Raw genomic sequence first — 14,561 nt, 5'->3', positions numbered from 1 at the left:
GCGCGGCAGGTTTGATCGGTATTCTCAGTACACCACGGGCCGCAGGGCTGCCTGCAGCGCCACCTTGCTGAACGCCGCCGCATCGTGAGTGCGCACTACGCCCAGATAATGCGTGTCTTCGCCGCCATGCAGGTTCACCAGGCGCAGTTGGTGCGGCGCCAGGTGGGCGGCGATGGCGGCCAGGCCTTCGGCCATGGCGTCGCCATCTTCGCGCTCCGGCCAGGCAAAATCGCGCAGCGCGGGCAGGCCGATATGCTGGCCTATGCGCGCTACTTCATCGACGGCTTTCCAGTCCAAGGTGGTGCCGTGGCCCTGCGTGTGGGCGGCCGTGGACCACAGCAGGAAGAAGCACGCCGCTGCGGGCGTATCGCCTTCATATTCTTCTTCCGGATCGTCCTCCGCCAGCTCTTCCAGCGTGATCTCCACGCAGCGCGCGGCCAGGTCCGCATCGCCCAGCAAGAGCAGGGCGGCCATGGCGCGCAACTGTTCGCGGTCGGCCTTCGCCAGGATCTGTGCTGGCGTGAAGCTGCGGCGTTTGACGGACTTTTTCTTACCCAGTCCCATGGCCTCGCTCAACTGGGCCGTGATGGCCGCCTTGAAGTTGTCCACGGTGTCGAACTGTTCCAGCAACTGGCCCGTGAAATCCATGCTCCAAGCCATGCCATCGTTGACCACATATAAAAAGTCGCTTTGCACGGCCACGCCGCGCAGATGGTGGGCGGGCGGGTAGGCTGGAACAAACGCCTGCTTGCCATCGAGGGTCAGCATGCAGGCCAGGCCCTGCGCATCGATGGCGAAGATCAGGTTCTTGCGCAGCTTGGGCGGCGACGAGGTGGTGGCGCAATCGATGGCTTCATACTGGCACGGTGCCAGCAGTTCGCCCTGGCTATTGACCAGGCCAAACAGGAAGCGCCCGGCGATGCGCTGGCTGACGATGGCGATCTTCTTTTTCGTGCCGAAATCCTGTACGGAGCTGTAGGCGGGCGGCACCACGACCTTGCCCGTCTTGTCGATCACGCCGCAGACATTGCGGTCGTCAGCATCGCCCGTCTGGCGCTCGATATCGATCAAGCCATCGTTGCGCAGGCACATATTGTCCACCCTGTCGATGAGCAGCGCGCCATCGGGCAGGCGCCTCAAGCGGCTGGCGCCGTCGGGATCGATCTGCTGCAGCAGATGGGGGCTGAGCACATACAGGGCGCCGGGGGCGGGCGGCAGCACCACGGTGCCGTTGAGGTCCATGACACCGTGCGCATCGGGGGCGTCGGCCGTGGCAAAGGTGATCCAGCCATCGTCCGCATAGCACGTGCCCAGGTCGACATAGCGCTGCGACAGCGGCACGATCCAGCGGCCATAGGGTGTGACCAGGCCGGTGACGTCCGGTTCGCCGGCGGCGCCCACTTCGTAGCACAGCGCGTCTTCCTCCCAGCCCACCACTTCCAGGCCTTGCAGGAAGGGCAGGTCTTCTTTCTCGAGTTCTTCGACATCGGCCAGCTGTGCGCTGGCGGAAGCCGACCAGTAGCCGGTGGCGGGCGACGCGGCTCCTGCTGCCAGCAGCGGCGCCAGCGCTGCCTTGTCGCCGCGCTGCAGGGCAGAGTGCAAGGCTTGCGCCTCGGCGCGCACGGCGTCGAGCGCGGCAGCGTAGTCCTGCGTGCCGATATCGTGCGGGATCAGCTGCACGCAGTCGAACACCAGCCATGACTGGCCGCCCGCCAGCAGGGCGCTGATGGCGCTGCGCGCGACGATGGACGCCGCGTCGCGCGGCCTGTCCATCAGCGCGGACAAGGCTTGCCAGCTGGCCTGCGCCTGCGCCATCGGCGCGGCCAGCACGCAGGGGCAGTCCTCGCCATCGCCGTAGATGGGCCAGGCGGCGGCTTGCGTGCCGGCGCCGATGAGCAGCTTGAACAGCATGGGTGTATCGCACCGCCATTCGGCCAGGCCCGTGATCGTTCCGGTGTCGAAACCGGCCTGGCCGGGTAAAAAGGCGGTGCTGAACAGGGCTGCGGTATTGATCATTGATGTCTATTTGTAGTGTACGAGGTATTCAGGGCGCGGGCGGCATGACCCAGTGGGCCAGGTCGCTGCTTTTCAAGCCCAGGCGTTTGGCCACGGCGGCCGCTTCGAACGCCCACAGGCCGTAGTAGCCGCCCAGGCCCTGCGCGCGCAAATGGCCGTTGAACCAGTCTTCGCGCACCAGCGCCGTGTGCCAGCCGGCCAGGTAGCGTTGCAGGTGTTCCAGCTGCTGCGCGGGTTCTCCATCCTCCAGGCAGTCGTACAGGGCGGTATAGGGCTCGGCGAAATACCATTCGTCGACGGCGGGACGCTGCGGGTCAATGGCGGACAACAGCGCTTCATACACGCCGTCTTCGCCGTCGAAGGCCGTCTGCAGGGCGGCCAGGCGGGCAGCCAGGTCGTGGCGGCCGAACAGCAGGCTTGCGCCCAGCAGCTGCAGGGTGCGCGCATAGTCCGTCAACTGTTCGAAATCGAAGGCGGGCAAGCTCTCGTCGTCGTAGGCCGCGGCCAGTGCCGCGCGCGCCGTTTCGCAGGCGGCGATGGCCGCTTCCAGCGCCGGTTCCACGTCAGGCAAGGGCAAGCCTGCCGTGTAGCGCAGCGAAAAGACCTGGTACGCCGTGCTGGCGGCCGCGCACGCCCAGTAGGCGCTATCGCCGCCGTCGCGTTCAGCTTGCGCCTGCGCGCGCCCGTAGGCGGCCAGCAGGGCGTCGAGGTAGGCGAGGTTGCGGCCAAAGTCGAACGCAGTGCCGAACGTCTCGGGCGGCGCCTGGCGCGGCGCGTGGGGCCAGGGCGTGGATGAAACCGGGCAGGTGGCGGCGCAGTCGCGCTGGATGGCCCAGTCGGCGAAGATCTGCTGCAGATACTGCGCCGTCTCGTCGTCGTGCGCGATGGCGCCCGCGCCCACCAGGGTCGTGCCCAGCAGGGTGTAGCCGGGGAAGCGGCTGCTCTCGTAGGCGATGGTGGTCACGCTCTGGATGGCCTTGCCGTCGCTGAGGTCGCGCACGCGGAAGTACACGTCGTCCCAGCCGGCCAGCGGTGGCGCCAGCTGGCCCGCCGGCACGGTGGTCCAGCTGCCGTCCGCCTGCTCCTCATAGGCATCGAGCAGTTCGTCGAGGCCGCCGGGGCGGTCGATGCGGTTGTTGGCGTCGTATTGCAATCCCAGTTCCGCCGCAAACGCGGCCGCGTGACTGCCGGCGAACACCAGGTACTGGGCATTCAAGGTGCCGACCAAGAGGTCCGTGCGCTGGCCCGCCACGCCCAGCGCCTGCGGCAGCCGGTACCAGTGGTGGCCGGGGATGCCGGCCATGGGGCCGCCCTCGGCCGCCTGCGGGTTGGTGCAGCGCAGCTGCTCCAGCCAGTTATAGCGTTCTTGCCGCGCCGCTTCCGTGCCGCTGCCGCGGCCAGACAATTCATCGAGCAGGGTATTCAACAACATGGTGCATCTATCCTAAAAAAAGCGGGCGTGGCGTCATGCCGGCGTGCTTTGCGCAAACGCAAACAGCGCATCGAGCACGGCATCGGGCTGCTCGGCCATCAATTCGTGCCCGCTGTCGACCTGCACCACCGTGCCGTGGGCGATTGCCCCGGTCAGCAGCCTGGTCGACTTGGGCGGCGTCATCATGTCGCGCGCGCCGAAAATGAATAAAGTGGGGCAGTGTACCGAAGCGGCGGCGATTTCACCGTTCGCATAGGCATTGCAGGCGAAAAAATCCGTGTGAAACACGTGATCGGGGTTGAGGGCGGCAATGCGCTGCTTCAAACGGCGCGCGCCGCCCATGGCATAGAAGCCGGGGCCGGGGAACGACGGCTTTTGCGCGATCGACGAATGCGACCAGATATTGACCATGTCGATGGCCGCCTGTTCATCGTTGAGCGACGTTTCCAGCAGCGCGGGCGAGACCTTCATCGGATAGGTGGAACCCAGCATGGCCAGGTGGCTGACCCGCTCCGGCGCCAGGAATGCCGCTTCCAGTGCGATCAATGAACCCATGCTGTGGCCGATCAGCATGGCCTTGGGCGCGCCGGCAGCGTCCAGCACGGCCAGTATCCAGCGCGCCAGTTCTTCGACCTGGGTTTTTGCCGCGCCGCCGCTGCGCCCGTGGCCGGGCAGGTCGACGGCCAGCACGTTCCAGCCATGGTGGGCGAAATAGCGCGTCTGCAGCGCCCATACGCTATGGTCGTTCTGCGCGCCGTGGATGAAGACGGCCGTCGGCTGGTCCGGGTTGAACGGTTTGCCGCCCGTGTAGCAGTAGGCCGTGGTGTTCTCGATGGTGAATAACATCTCAGGCGCCTTTCTGCGACAGTTTCAGGCCACGGGCCAGGTCTTCGATCAAATCGTCCGCGTCTTCCAGGCCCACCGACAAGCGCATGGTGCCCTGCGTGATGCCCGCCTGTTCCAGCTGATCGTCGGGCACGCGGAAATGCGTGGTGGAGGCGGGGTGGATGACGAGCGACTTGGCGTCGCCCACGTTGGCCAGGTGCGAGAAGATCTTGAGGCTGTCGACGAAGCGCTGGCCCGCCGCGCGGTCGCCGCGCAGCCGGAAGGTGAACACGCCGCCCGCGCCTTTCGGCAGCAGGGTTTTTGCCAGTTCGTAGTCGGGATGCGATGGCAGTTCCGGGTAGGAGACGGATTCGACGGCCGGATTGGCCAGCAAAAAGTCGATGATGCGGCGCGTATTGGCCACGTGGCGGTCCATGCGCAGTCCCAGGGTTTCGATGCCTTGCAGGATGGCGAAGGCATTGTGCGGGCTCATGACGGCGCCGAAATCGCGCAAGCCTTCGCGCCGCGCGCGCAGGGCGAACGGCGCCACCGTCGATTCCTCGGCGAAGACCATGCCGTGAAAGCCGTCATACGGTTCGCACAGTTCGGCGAAACGCCCCGTCCTGTCGTAAGCCGCTTGCCAGTCGAAGGTGCCGCCATCGACGAGCAGGCCGCCGATGGCCGTGCCATGCCCGCACAGGAACTTGGTGGCCGAGTGGAACACCAGGTCGGCGCCATGCTCGAAGGGGCGCAGCAGGTACGGCGTGGTAAACGTCGAATCGAGCATCAGCGGCAGCTGGTGTTCATGCGCGATGGCGGAAATCGTCGGGATGTCCAGCACGTCGAGGCCGGGATTGCCCAGGGTTTCGGCGAACAGCACCTTGGTCGTCGGACGGATGGCGGCGCGCCACGCATCCGCGTCACGCGGGTCGACAAACGTCGTCTCGATGCCGAAGCGTTTCAGGGTGTAGGCCAGCAGGTTGTGCGAGCCGCCGTACAGGGCGCGCGAGGCCACGATGTGCGAACCGGCGCCCGCGATGGTGGACAAGCCCAGGTGCATGGCGGCCTGGCCGCTGGCCGTGGCGATGCCCGCCACGCCCCCTTCCAGCGCGGCGATGCGCTCTTCCAGTACGGCGTTGGTGGGATTCGAGATGCGCGAGTACACGTGGCCGGCCCGTTCCATGTTGAACAGCGACGCCGCGTGTTCCGAACTCTTGAAGGCAAACGAGGACGTGAAATGGATGGGCGTGGCGCGCGCGCCCGTGGCCGGGTCGGGCGCCGCGCCCGCATGCAGGGATAAAGTATCGAAACCGGGGTATTTCGGGCCGCTCATGGTGTCTCCGCCAAGTTTTATAGTGGCAAGATCGTAACCTGATTTGCATCTGAGCAAAAGGGCTCGCGTGCAGGGCGCATGGCGCCGTGCCGGTGGGCGGCGCGTGTAACCTGTAGTGTAAAAAAAGTGACCGGCGCGGCGCGGCGGTGGTACGATACCGTATCAGCGATATTCGGGCTGTTTACCTGTGCGCGTGCGCCGCGCCGCAGGGAAGACTGCCACGTGCCAGCGAAATCCTGGGCTTCAGGCGAACTCTCATCGCATGTCCACCAGGAAAGATTTTATGCCCGCAATATCGTTCGACGGCGCCCTTGCCGTTCCCGGACCCTCTATCGTCGACGGCCTGTGCCGCGCAGGCTGGCTCATGCAAGAGCAGTTTATCTCCCCTGAACTGAGCCGCCAGCTGGCCGCCGAATGCGTGCAATCCATGCTCAGCGGCAAGATGAAAGGCGCGGGCGTGGGCAGCGGCCATGCGCCGCTGCTGCAGCCGGATATCCGCGGCGACCATATCGAATGGCTGGAAACGGGCCGCTCAAGCGCCTGCGACCGCTACCTGGAACACATGGAAGCGCTGCGCTGCATGCTCAACCGCGAGCTGTTCCTGGGACTCGACGAGTACGAAAGCCATTTCGCCCTGTACGCGCCGGGCGCCTTTTACCGGGCCCATCTGGACCGCTTCCGCGACGACGACAAGCGCACCGTGTCCGTCGTGCTGTACCTGAACGACGATTGGCTGCCCGAACACGGCGGCGCGCTGCGCCTGCACCCGCAGGACGGCGGCCACGTGGACATCGCGCCGCAAGCGGGCCGCATGGCCATGTTCATGTCGGGCGAGATGCTGCACGAAGTGCTGCCGACGGCGCGCGAGCGCCTGTCGATAGCAGGGTGGTTCCGCCGCCGCGCCTGAGAGACGCTGGCGCGCCCCGTTTTTCTGGCCCGACAATCCCCGTCGATTTGATTGCGCGCAAGGCTGGATTTTTCCGCAGGCATAGGCTACAGTCGCTGTAAGGGCTAGAATAACTAAAATACCAATCACGCGGACAGGACGGCCAATATGAAAGTATCTGAAATTCTCCAAGTCAAGGGCAATATCCTCTACACGGTCACGCCTGACCAGCCCCTGCTTGACGCGGCCAATACCATGGCTGAAAAAGACATCGGTTCGCTGGTGGTCATGGAATTTGGCGACCTGGTCGGCATGCTGACCTTCCGCGAAGTGCTGAACGCGCTGCATGAGAACGCGGGCCAGATCGGCGGCGGCACCGTGCGCAAGCACATGGATGACCACCCGATCACCGTCACGCCCGATACGGAAGTCAATGAAGTGCGCCGCATCATGCTGGAAAAGCACGCGCGCTACCTGCCTGTCATGAATGCCAAGACCTTGCTGGGCGTGATTTCCTTCTACGACGTGGCACGCGCCGTGCTCGAAGCGCAAAGCTTTGAAAACCAGATGCTCAAGGCTTACATCCGCGACTGGCCGGCTGAAACGGCGGACTAAGTTGCAATCATGCAGCAAAAACAACGCCGGCAGATGCCGGCGTTTTGCATGGCGCGGGGCAATCGGTGCCGCCTAGGCCGCGCCCTGCAGGGCTTCGTTGCTCAGCCAGGTACCCAGGGCCGCGGCCGTCATGGGGCGGGCGAACAGGAATCCCTGCGCCATCGGGCAGCCCAGCGCATGCAGAATCTGCGCCTGGCGCTCGTCTTCCACGCCTTCGGCGATCACGGCCAGTCCCAGGTTGCGGCCCAGCTGGATGACCATTTCGGCGATGCTGCTGCCGCGCGCGGACCCCGTGATTTCCGTGACAAAAGCCCTGTCGATTTTTAATCGGTCCACTTGCAGGCGCTGCAGATAGGAGAGCGAGGAAAAGCCTGTGCCGAAGTCGTCGATGGCGATGCTCACGCCCGTCTGCTTGATCTGCCACAGCATCTTGATCAGCATGTCCGGCTCTTCCATGGCCATCGATTCCGTGATTTCCAGCTCGATGAACTCGGGCGGCGCCTGCGTCTCTTCCAGTGCCGCGCGCAGCATTTCCAGAAACAGGGGATGGCGGAACTGCACTTGCGACACGTTGACGGACATGACGAAGTTGCGGTGGCCCTGTTCGCGCAGCAGCACCAGTTCGCGGCACGCCGTGCGCAGCACCCATTCGCCCAGGTCGATGATGATGCCCGAATACTCGGCGATGGGGATGAAGCGGTCGGGCGAGATGAACTTGCCGTCCGGCGTCTGCCAGCGCAGCAGCGCTTCGGCGCCCACGGGGCGGCGCGTGGTCAGGTCGATCTGCGGCTGGTACACGACAAACAGCTGGTCCTGGCTGAAGGCCGTGCGCAGCGCGTGCATCATGCGTACTCTTTCGCGGATTTCGATGCCCATGCTGCGCGAGAAATAGAAGTGCCCGGCGCGCTGCTGGCTTTTCGCCCGCTTCAGGGCGATATCGGCATCCTTTAGCGCATCGGCGCCCGTGCCCGTATGTTCGCCCAGCCGCACCAGGCCCAGGGTGGCCGACAGCTGCACATCCTGGCCATCGATGCAGAAGGGCGGCTGGAACAGGGCCAGGATCTTGGTCGGGTTGACTTGCGACGAGTCGCCCAGCACGCAAAAGATGTCGCCGCCCAGGCGCGCCACCGTCAGCTGCGGTCCCAGCTGGGTTTGCAATCGGCCCGCCACGGCGATCAGCAGGGTGTCGCCGAACTGGTGCCCCAGCGCGTCGTTGGTTTCGGCAAAGTGGTCGAGGTCGACCAGCGACAGGGTGGCGTCGTCGCGCGCGGGGCCGGCCAGGGTGGCGTCGAGGATTTCCACCAGGCGCGTGCGGTTCGGCAGCTTCGACAATTGATCGTAGAAGGCGGCATTGTGCAGGTGCGATACCAGCTCCACGTTGTCCAGCCCCACGGCGACGTTGCTGCAAAACACTTCCAGCAGGCTTTCATCGATGGCCGAGAGGGGGCGGGGCAAGACCAGGTAGGCGGCCGCGTCGCGGCTGGCCTTGCCCGCGAAGTACAGGGTGGCATAGTCGTGCGCGTAGACGTTGCGCCGCTGCGCCAGGGTGTGCTCGATGGCCGCCATCACGCGGGGGTTCTGCAGGCCGCACAGGGCGCTGTGCGGCAGGCTGGAAAAGCTGCCCGTGCAGGCCGAGACGAGCAGCTCCTTGCCGCCGCTGTCCTGCAAGTCCTGCACGCACAGCACGCCGTCGGCGCGGATGCCCAGCAGGTCGGCGATCTGCGCCAGCACGCCGGCCGAGAAGTTCTGCACGCCGTGCAGCGCCATCAGCTGCGTGCTGGCGTGGACGATCTGGTCCAGGCCGCGCCGGCTGTTGCTGATCGAGCGTATCTGCTCGTACGAGCGGATGGCCGCCGTCACCGTGGTAAACAGCTTGATGCGCGTCAGTTCGGACTTGGTCTTGTAGTCGTTGATGTCGAAATCGCGGATGGCGTCGATTTCCGGCGCATAGCCGGGCTGGCCCGTGCGCAAGATGATGCGCACGTCCGTCATTTTCAGCGTTTCGCGGATGTAGCGCACCAGGTGCAGGCCCGCGTCGTCCTGTTCCATCACCACGTCGAGCAGGATGACGGCGATGTCGTCTTCATGCTTGAGCAGTTCGCGCGCCTGGCCGGCCGAATACGCATGCACGAATTCCAGCGGGCGGTGCTGCATTTCCAGGTTGCCCAGGGCGAAAGTGGTGGTGGAGTGGACGTCTTCATCGTCGTCGATGATCATCACCCGCCAGACGCTGCGCGGTGCGGCGGCCAGCGGCGCCGCTGGTTGCTCATCGAGGAATACCAGGTCGTCGTGATCGTCCTTGTTGGCGTCAAGGGGGATGATCGGTGCGGGCATGTATAGCTTCTCCAGGATGACTCGATATTTTTACGAGCACGTCACAAAAGCCCATGGCGTTGTTGCGTTGCCTCGCCGTACTTGCGTACTGTCTTCGGCAACGACGCCTAGCCCTGGGCATTTTGTGACGCGCTCTCGGCGCAGCCCACATCCGGTTTTGCAACCGGTATTGTGTAGCGCGCTTTGATCCAAGTATATAGCTATTTAATAAGCAAAATGTTTTTTTAAATCTATTCTGTGGGGCAATATTTCTTGTATTGCATGATTGCAACTCATATTTGGTGTTTTTTATATGAAAAAAAACACGGTATTTGAAAATGGCGATACTGGCGGGGGCAATATCGGCCCTGCTGCGGCATTAGCGGCATGGCATGCCCCGCAGGCTGGTAGAATTGAGTTTTCCAGTCTTTCACACTTCCTACTATGTCCGGCAATTCTTTTGGCAAGCTGTTTACTGTTACCACTTTCGGCGAATCGCATGGCCCGGCCATCGGCTGCGTGATCGATGGCTGTCCTCCAGGGCTGGTCCTGTCGGAAGCCGATATCCAGCCCGAGCTGGACCGCCGCAAGCCGGGCACGTCGCGCCACGTGACGCAGCGCCAGGAATCGGATACGGTGGAGATCCTGTCCGGCGTCTACCAGGGCGTCACGACGGGCACGCCCATCGCGCTGCTGATCCGCAATGAAGACCAGCGCAGCAAGGATTACGGCAATATCGCGGAAAGCTTCCGCCCCGGCCATGCCGACTACACGTACTGGCACAAATACGGCGTGCGCGATCCGCGCGGCGGCGGGCGTTCCTCGGCGCGCCTGACGGCGCCCGTGGTGGGCGCGGCGGCCATCGCCAAGAAGTGGCTGCTGCAGCAGTACGGCACCACGTTCAAGGGTTGCATGAGCCAGCTGGGCGATATTGCCGTGCCGTTCCAGTCCTGGGAGCACGTGCATGCGAACCCCTTCTTTGCCGCCAGCGGCGACGCGGACCTGATCGCGCGCATGGAAGCGGCCATGGACCAGTTGCGCCGCGACGGCGATTCCATCGGCGCGCGCATCGACGTGATCGCGCAGAACGTGCCCGTGGGCCTGGGCCAGCCCATCTACGACAAGCTCGATGCCGACATTGCCTACGCCATGATGGGCATCAATGCCGTCAAGGGCGTGGAAATCGGCGCCGGTTTCGACTCGGTGGCGCAAAAGGGTTCGGAGCATGGCGACGAACTGACGCCGGAAGGTTTTATCGGCAATAACGCGGGCGGCGTCTTGGGCGGCATCTCGACGGGGCAGGATATCAGCGTCTCGATCGCCATCAAGCCGACCTCGTCGATCCGCACGCCGCGCCGCTCGATCGATAAAGAGGGCAATCCCGTGATGGTGGAAACGTTCGGCCGCCACGACCCGTGCGTGGGCATCCGCGCCACGCCGATCGCCGAAGCCATGCTGGCGCTGGTGCTGATCGACCACGCCCTGATGCACCGCGCGCAGTGCGGCGATGTCAGCGTGAATACGCCGAAGTTGAAGTAAGTTTTAGCAGCTCGCGGCGGAAGAGCTGGGGTCAGACCCGCCGGGTCTGACCCCAGATTTTGCATTTGTGGCGAGAACTGACAGTATTAAGCCACCTTATTTGCCACCAATTCCAACTGGTGGCGCATCTCCACCGACTGCACCAATAACGCCCGGATATCGTTGATCAGGTTGAATTCCGTCTGGTTCAACTGGATCGGCGGGAAGCTGTCGTCCCAGTCGCCGTACAAAAATCCCGTGGGATGGCCGTTGGCCGACAGGGGCAGCACGACAAAGCTGCGCGCCTCCGACAGCGTGGCTTTCCACCATTGCGGCAGCTTGGCGGCAAATTTCGGGTCGCGCGCATTGTCGATGAAGATCACTCGGTCGCTATTGAGGGCCGCGTGGAACACGTTCGGCTCGTACGCGTCGCCAAACACCATCAGGTCCTGCAGGTCGGCCATGCCTTCGCCCATGCTGATGCGCGCCGAGTACAGGTGATCCCTGTGGTTGCGCACGAAAGCCACCGAGCGGGAAAAATCAAAGCCCTGGTGCAGCGTTTCGAGCGCCATCGAGACCATTTGCCCGGGACTGGCGCTGCCGATGGCGCCGCGCAGGTCGGCCAGGCCGCTGATCAGGACGCGGTTGCCTTCGGCGCGCATGCGCGTCGAGGCCAGCTGGCGCGCGCGCCGTTCGGCCGGTTTCGACAGGGGCGCGATCGACAGGTCGGCTGCCGCCATCGCCTTGGCCTTGTCCACCGCGACCACCAGGTCGGTGGGCGTGATGCCCAGGGTGCCCGCGTAGTCGTCGATCAGCGCGTGCACCTGCGCCGCGCCGGCCGCGTCGTCATGCCACAGCGAGTCGGCGCAGCGCGCCGCCATGGTCGACAAGCCCGCCATCCAGTCGGCGCCGCTGACGGGCGAATTGTCGGGCGACGGGTCCATCGGCCGCATGCCGTTGATCAGGTGCTGCGGCAAGCCCCAGTGGGCCGCCGTGGCATAGCCCACTTCCGGCAGCGACAGGCCGAGGATTTCGCGCGCGGCGGCCGCCTCGTTGCCAGGCCCCGCATGCGCCTGCATGCGGGCCCAGAAGTCCGTCATGTAGAACGTCACCATCATGCGACCCAGGGTGTGCAGCATGGAGCAGACGACGGCCTGTTCGGCCTGCAGGCTGCCGGCGCTGGTGGCCACCTGCTGCGCCACCATCCCGGCCAGCACGGCCTTTTCCATTTCCACGTGGGCGCTGACGGAGTCGGGCGAGGCCTGCGACAGCTCCTCGATCAGTTTCAGTCCCAGCGCCAGGTGGCCGATGGCGTCGATGCCCAGCACCAGCACGGCCTTCGACACCGTGTTGACGCGCTGGCCGAAGGCCGAATACATGCCGCTGTTGGCCAGCCGCAGCACCTTGTGCGTGAGGACGGGGTCGGACAGCACCGTTTGCGTGATGTCGAATTCGTGGTCATCCTCGCCGCGCATGGCGCCCAGGATGGCGCTGATGGCCTTCGCGAAGCCGGGCATGTCGCCCTGCTGCCGCGTGCGCGCCCACAGCAGGTCCAGGGTGTTTTTGCCGAGCTGTGTCGGCGCCGTGAAATGACCTGGATTCATTGCACCCCTCCGCGCGGTTCATTGGCAGACGGCGTGGGCACCAGCGCCGCATAGGTTTTTTCGCTCAAGGCCGATAGCGCGGCATGGGCCGGCATCGGTTTGCCCGTCAGGTAGCCTTGCACATACTGGCAGCCGCGCGACTCCATGAAGTGCATCTGCTCCTCCGTTTCCACGCCCTCGGCCACCACGGACAGGTTCAAATGCTTGGCCAGGTCGAGAATGGTGTTGCAGATGGCCGCATCCTTGCTCGATTCGGGCAAGTCCTTGATGAAGGTGCGGTCGATCTTCAGGACGGAGATGGGGAAGCGCTTCAGATACGCGAGCGAGGAATAGCCGGTGCCGAAATCGTCGATGGCGATGCGCGCGCGGCGCTCCGTCATCTTGACGAGGATGGTTTCCGCGTGCACGGGGTCGATCATCAGCGTACCTTCCGTGATTTCCAGCACCAGGTGTTCGCCGGAGAGTCCGGAAAAGGCGATGGCGTCGTCGAGCACGTCGAGGAATTTGTCGTTGCGGAACTGGCGCGGGCTGATGTTGACGGAAATGTACAGCGGCCGTCTGGCCACTTCCTGGAACTGCTTGAGCTGCACGCAGGCCGCCTTCAGCGCCCAGGCGCCCAGCAGGTTGATCAGGCCATTGGCTTCGGCAATCGGGATGAAGCGCACGGGCGGCACCAAGCCCAGGGTCGGGTGCTTCCAGCGCATCAGGGTTTCGAAACCCTGGATTTGCCGCGTGTGCGCGTCGACGATGGGCTGGTAAAAGAGCAGGAATTCGCCTTCGCGCACGGCGTGGAACATGGCCGCTTCCAGCGAGATGTCGTGTTCCGACGGGCCGTTCAGGCGCGGGCTGTAGACCAGGCAGCGGGCCTTGCCCGTTTCCTTGGCGCGCGACATGGCCGCATCGGCCAGCGCCACCAGGCGCACTTCATCTTCCGCGTGCAGCGGGTAGATCGATACGCCCACGGAGGCGCCCACGTAGATCGTGTGGCCGTCCACTTCGAACGGCGCCTGCAGGGTGGCCAGCAGGCGGCCCGTCACCAGCTTGATCTGCGCGTCGGTGGCGCTGCCGGGCAGCACGGCGACGAATTCATCGCCGCCCACGCGCGCCAGCGTGTCGCTGTCGCGCAAGGTCTTGCGCAGGCGCGCGGCGGCCAGGCGCAGCACGGCGTCGCCGACGGGGTGGCCCAGGCCATCGTTGACTTTTTTAAAGCCATCGAGGCCGATGGTGGCCACGGAAAAGCCCTGGCCCGAACGCGCGGCCTGGGCGATCACCATGCGGATGCGGTCCGACAGCAGCAGGCGGTTCGGCAGGCCCGTGAGCGCATCGTGCGTGGCCATGTGGCGCAAACGTTCTTCCGTATTGTGCTGGGCCGACGTGTCGCGTCCGACCACCAGCAATTCGGCGATGCCGTCCCCGTTCAGATAAGAGGACAGGCGCAGCTCGAACCAGATTTCCTGGTCCGGCGTTTGCAGGCGCACTTCCAGGCGGCCCGGTTCGGCCAGGGCATCTTCCAGCGCCGCTTGCAGCGCGGCGCGCGACGCTTCAGCGGCCAGCGGCAGCAGCAAGTGGCCGGACAGGCCCGATGGCGCGCCAAACAGGGTGGCCGCGCGCTTGCTGGCGAACAGGATCAGGCCGTCCGTATCGAGCCGGAACACGACGTCGCCGGCCTCTTCCATGAGGTTATCCAACTCGTGGCGGGCCTCGCGGTGGGCGGCGGATGGGGTACTGGAAAACATCGTGCTGGCTTTTACCTTTTTGTTATCAGTGTCGGCGCTCGCTGCAGGGCAGGGCGCCAACGGAAAGAGTGCATCGTGCGCGACGCGTGCCATAGCGGGCCAGAGGGCGACTATCGGAACGCGATCCACACGAAATGTATCATTGAAAAGCATCCGATTACATGAAATAGAGCAACATTGCTTCAGGTTTTGTAAATATTCCTGCCTTCCATGAAAAAAATCATCATGCGCGACACACGCAGGCATTTTCGTTCCCTGTGGAAACTTTATGCCGCGTCCGTTT

At 64.5% G+C, this 14,561-nt stretch carries 10 protein-coding genes; 3 read left to right on the top strand and 7 right to left on the bottom strand.

The window, feature by feature from the left end; all coding sequences use genetic code 11:
* Positions 1-24 precede the first annotated feature (24 nt).
* Genes VPH41_RS12375 through VPH41_RS12360 form a run of 4 tightly spaced genes read right to left on the bottom strand, consistent with a single transcriptional unit; the run spans position 25 to position 5,606 of the window.
* Complete coding sequence (locus tag VPH41_RS12375) at positions 25-2,016, bottom strand: WG repeat-containing protein (protein WP_328570242.1); 1,992 nt, start codon at positions 2,014-2,016, stop codon at positions 25-27.
* A 28-nt stretch (positions 2,017-2,044) separates the two neighbouring features.
* Positions 2,045-3,448, bottom strand: coding sequence for a PoNe immunity protein domain-containing protein (locus tag VPH41_RS12370; protein ID WP_328570241.1), 1,404 nt, complete (start codon positions 3,446-3,448; stop codon positions 2,045-2,047).
* 33 nt (positions 3,449-3,481) lie between these two features.
* Positions 3,482-4,294 carry an alpha/beta fold hydrolase gene (locus VPH41_RS12365; protein ID WP_328570240.1) on the bottom strand — a complete coding sequence of 271 codons (813 nt, stop codon included), beginning with the start codon at positions 4,292-4,294 and terminating at the stop codon, positions 3,482-3,484.
* 1 nt (position 4,295) lies between these two features.
* Complete coding sequence (locus VPH41_RS12360; RefSeq protein WP_328570239.1) at positions 4,296-5,606, bottom strand: O-acetylhomoserine aminocarboxypropyltransferase; 1,311 nt, start codon at positions 5,604-5,606, stop codon at positions 4,296-4,298.
* 283 nt (positions 5,607-5,889) lie between these two features.
* Here VPH41_RS12360 and VPH41_RS12355 point away from each other — a divergent pair, with 283 nt between their 5' ends.
* Both VPH41_RS12355 and VPH41_RS12350 read left to right on the top strand, forming a co-directional pair.
* On the top strand, positions 5,890-6,513 hold the full coding sequence (locus VPH41_RS12355; RefSeq protein WP_328570238.1) for a 2OG-Fe(II) oxygenase: 624 nt from the start codon (positions 5,890-5,892) through the stop codon (positions 6,511-6,513).
* A 147-nt stretch (positions 6,514-6,660) separates the two neighbouring features.
* Entirely contained in the window at positions 6,661-7,107 is a 447-nt protein-coding gene (locus VPH41_RS12350) for a CBS domain-containing protein (protein WP_092709205.1), read from the top strand.
* Positions 7,108-7,179: 72 nt separating this feature from the next.
* Here VPH41_RS12350 and VPH41_RS12345 read toward each other — a convergent pair whose 3' ends face one another.
* On the bottom strand, positions 7,180-9,441 hold the full coding sequence (locus tag VPH41_RS12345) for a putative bifunctional diguanylate cyclase/phosphodiesterase (protein ID WP_287772259.1): 2,262 nt from the start codon (positions 9,439-9,441) through the stop codon (positions 7,180-7,182).
* 423 nt (positions 9,442-9,864) lie between these two features.
* Here VPH41_RS12345 and aroC point away from each other — a divergent pair, with 423 nt between their 5' ends.
* Positions 9,865-10,959, top strand: coding sequence for a chorismate synthase (gene aroC / locus VPH41_RS12340; protein WP_328570237.1), 1,095 nt, complete (start codon positions 9,865-9,867; stop codon positions 10,957-10,959).
* An 86-nt stretch (positions 10,960-11,045) separates the two neighbouring features.
* Here aroC and VPH41_RS12335 read toward each other — a convergent pair whose 3' ends face one another.
* Positions 11,046-12,542 (bottom strand): HDOD domain-containing protein, encoded by a 1,497-nt coding sequence (locus VPH41_RS12335; RefSeq protein WP_328570236.1) that lies wholly within the window; start codon positions 12,540-12,542, stop codon positions 11,046-11,048.
* Positions 12,539-14,278, bottom strand: a complete 1,740-nt coding sequence (locus VPH41_RS12330) for a putative bifunctional diguanylate cyclase/phosphodiesterase (RefSeq protein WP_328570235.1) — start codon at positions 14,276-14,278, stop codon at positions 12,539-12,541. Before VPH41_RS12330 ends, VPH41_RS12335 begins: the two co-directional genes overlap by 4 nt.
* Positions 14,279-14,561: the final 283 nt, after the last annotated feature.

The sequence above is a fragment of the Janthinobacterium sp. P210006 genome, from assembly GCF_036231885.1.
GTDB classification, from domain to species: Bacteria; Pseudomonadota; Gammaproteobacteria; order Burkholderiales; family Burkholderiaceae_D; genus Janthinobacterium; species Janthinobacterium violaceinigrum.
Note: the sequence above shows the minus strand (reverse complement) of the source record. Positions and strands in the feature narration are given on the sequence as shown.

Coding starts and splice junctions, on each gene's coding strand:
- VPH41_RS12375 (WP_328570242.1), bottom strand. CDS start 2,016: ATGATCAATACCGCAGCCCTGTTCAGCACCGCCTTTTTACCCGGCCAG.
- VPH41_RS12370 (WP_328570241.1), bottom strand. CDS start 3,448: ATGTTGTTGAATACCCTGCTCGATGAATTGTCTGGCCGCGGCAGCGGC.
- VPH41_RS12365 (WP_328570240.1), bottom strand. CDS start 4,294: ATGTTATTCACCATCGAGAACACCACGGCCTACTGCTACACGGGCGGC.
- VPH41_RS12360 (WP_328570239.1), bottom strand. CDS start 5,606: ATGAGCGGCCCGAAATACCCCGGTTTCGATACTTTATCCCTGCATGCG.
- VPH41_RS12355 (WP_328570238.1), top strand. CDS start 5,890: ATGCCCGCAATATCGTTCGACGGCGCCCTTGCCGTTCCCGGACCCTCT.
- VPH41_RS12350 (WP_092709205.1), top strand. CDS start 6,661: ATGAAAGTATCTGAAATTCTCCAAGTCAAGGGCAATATCCTCTACACG.
- VPH41_RS12345 (WP_287772259.1), bottom strand. CDS start 9,441: ATGCCCGCACCGATCATCCCCCTTGACGCCAACAAGGACGATCACGAC.
- aroC (WP_328570237.1), top strand. CDS start 9,865: ATGTCCGGCAATTCTTTTGGCAAGCTGTTTACTGTTACCACTTTCGGC.
- VPH41_RS12335 (WP_328570236.1), bottom strand. CDS start 12,542: ATGAATCCAGGTCATTTCACGGCGCCGACACAGCTCGGCAAAAACACC.
- VPH41_RS12330 (WP_328570235.1), bottom strand. CDS start 14,278: ATGTTTTCCAGTACCCCATCCGCCGCCCACCGCGAGGCCCGCCACGAG.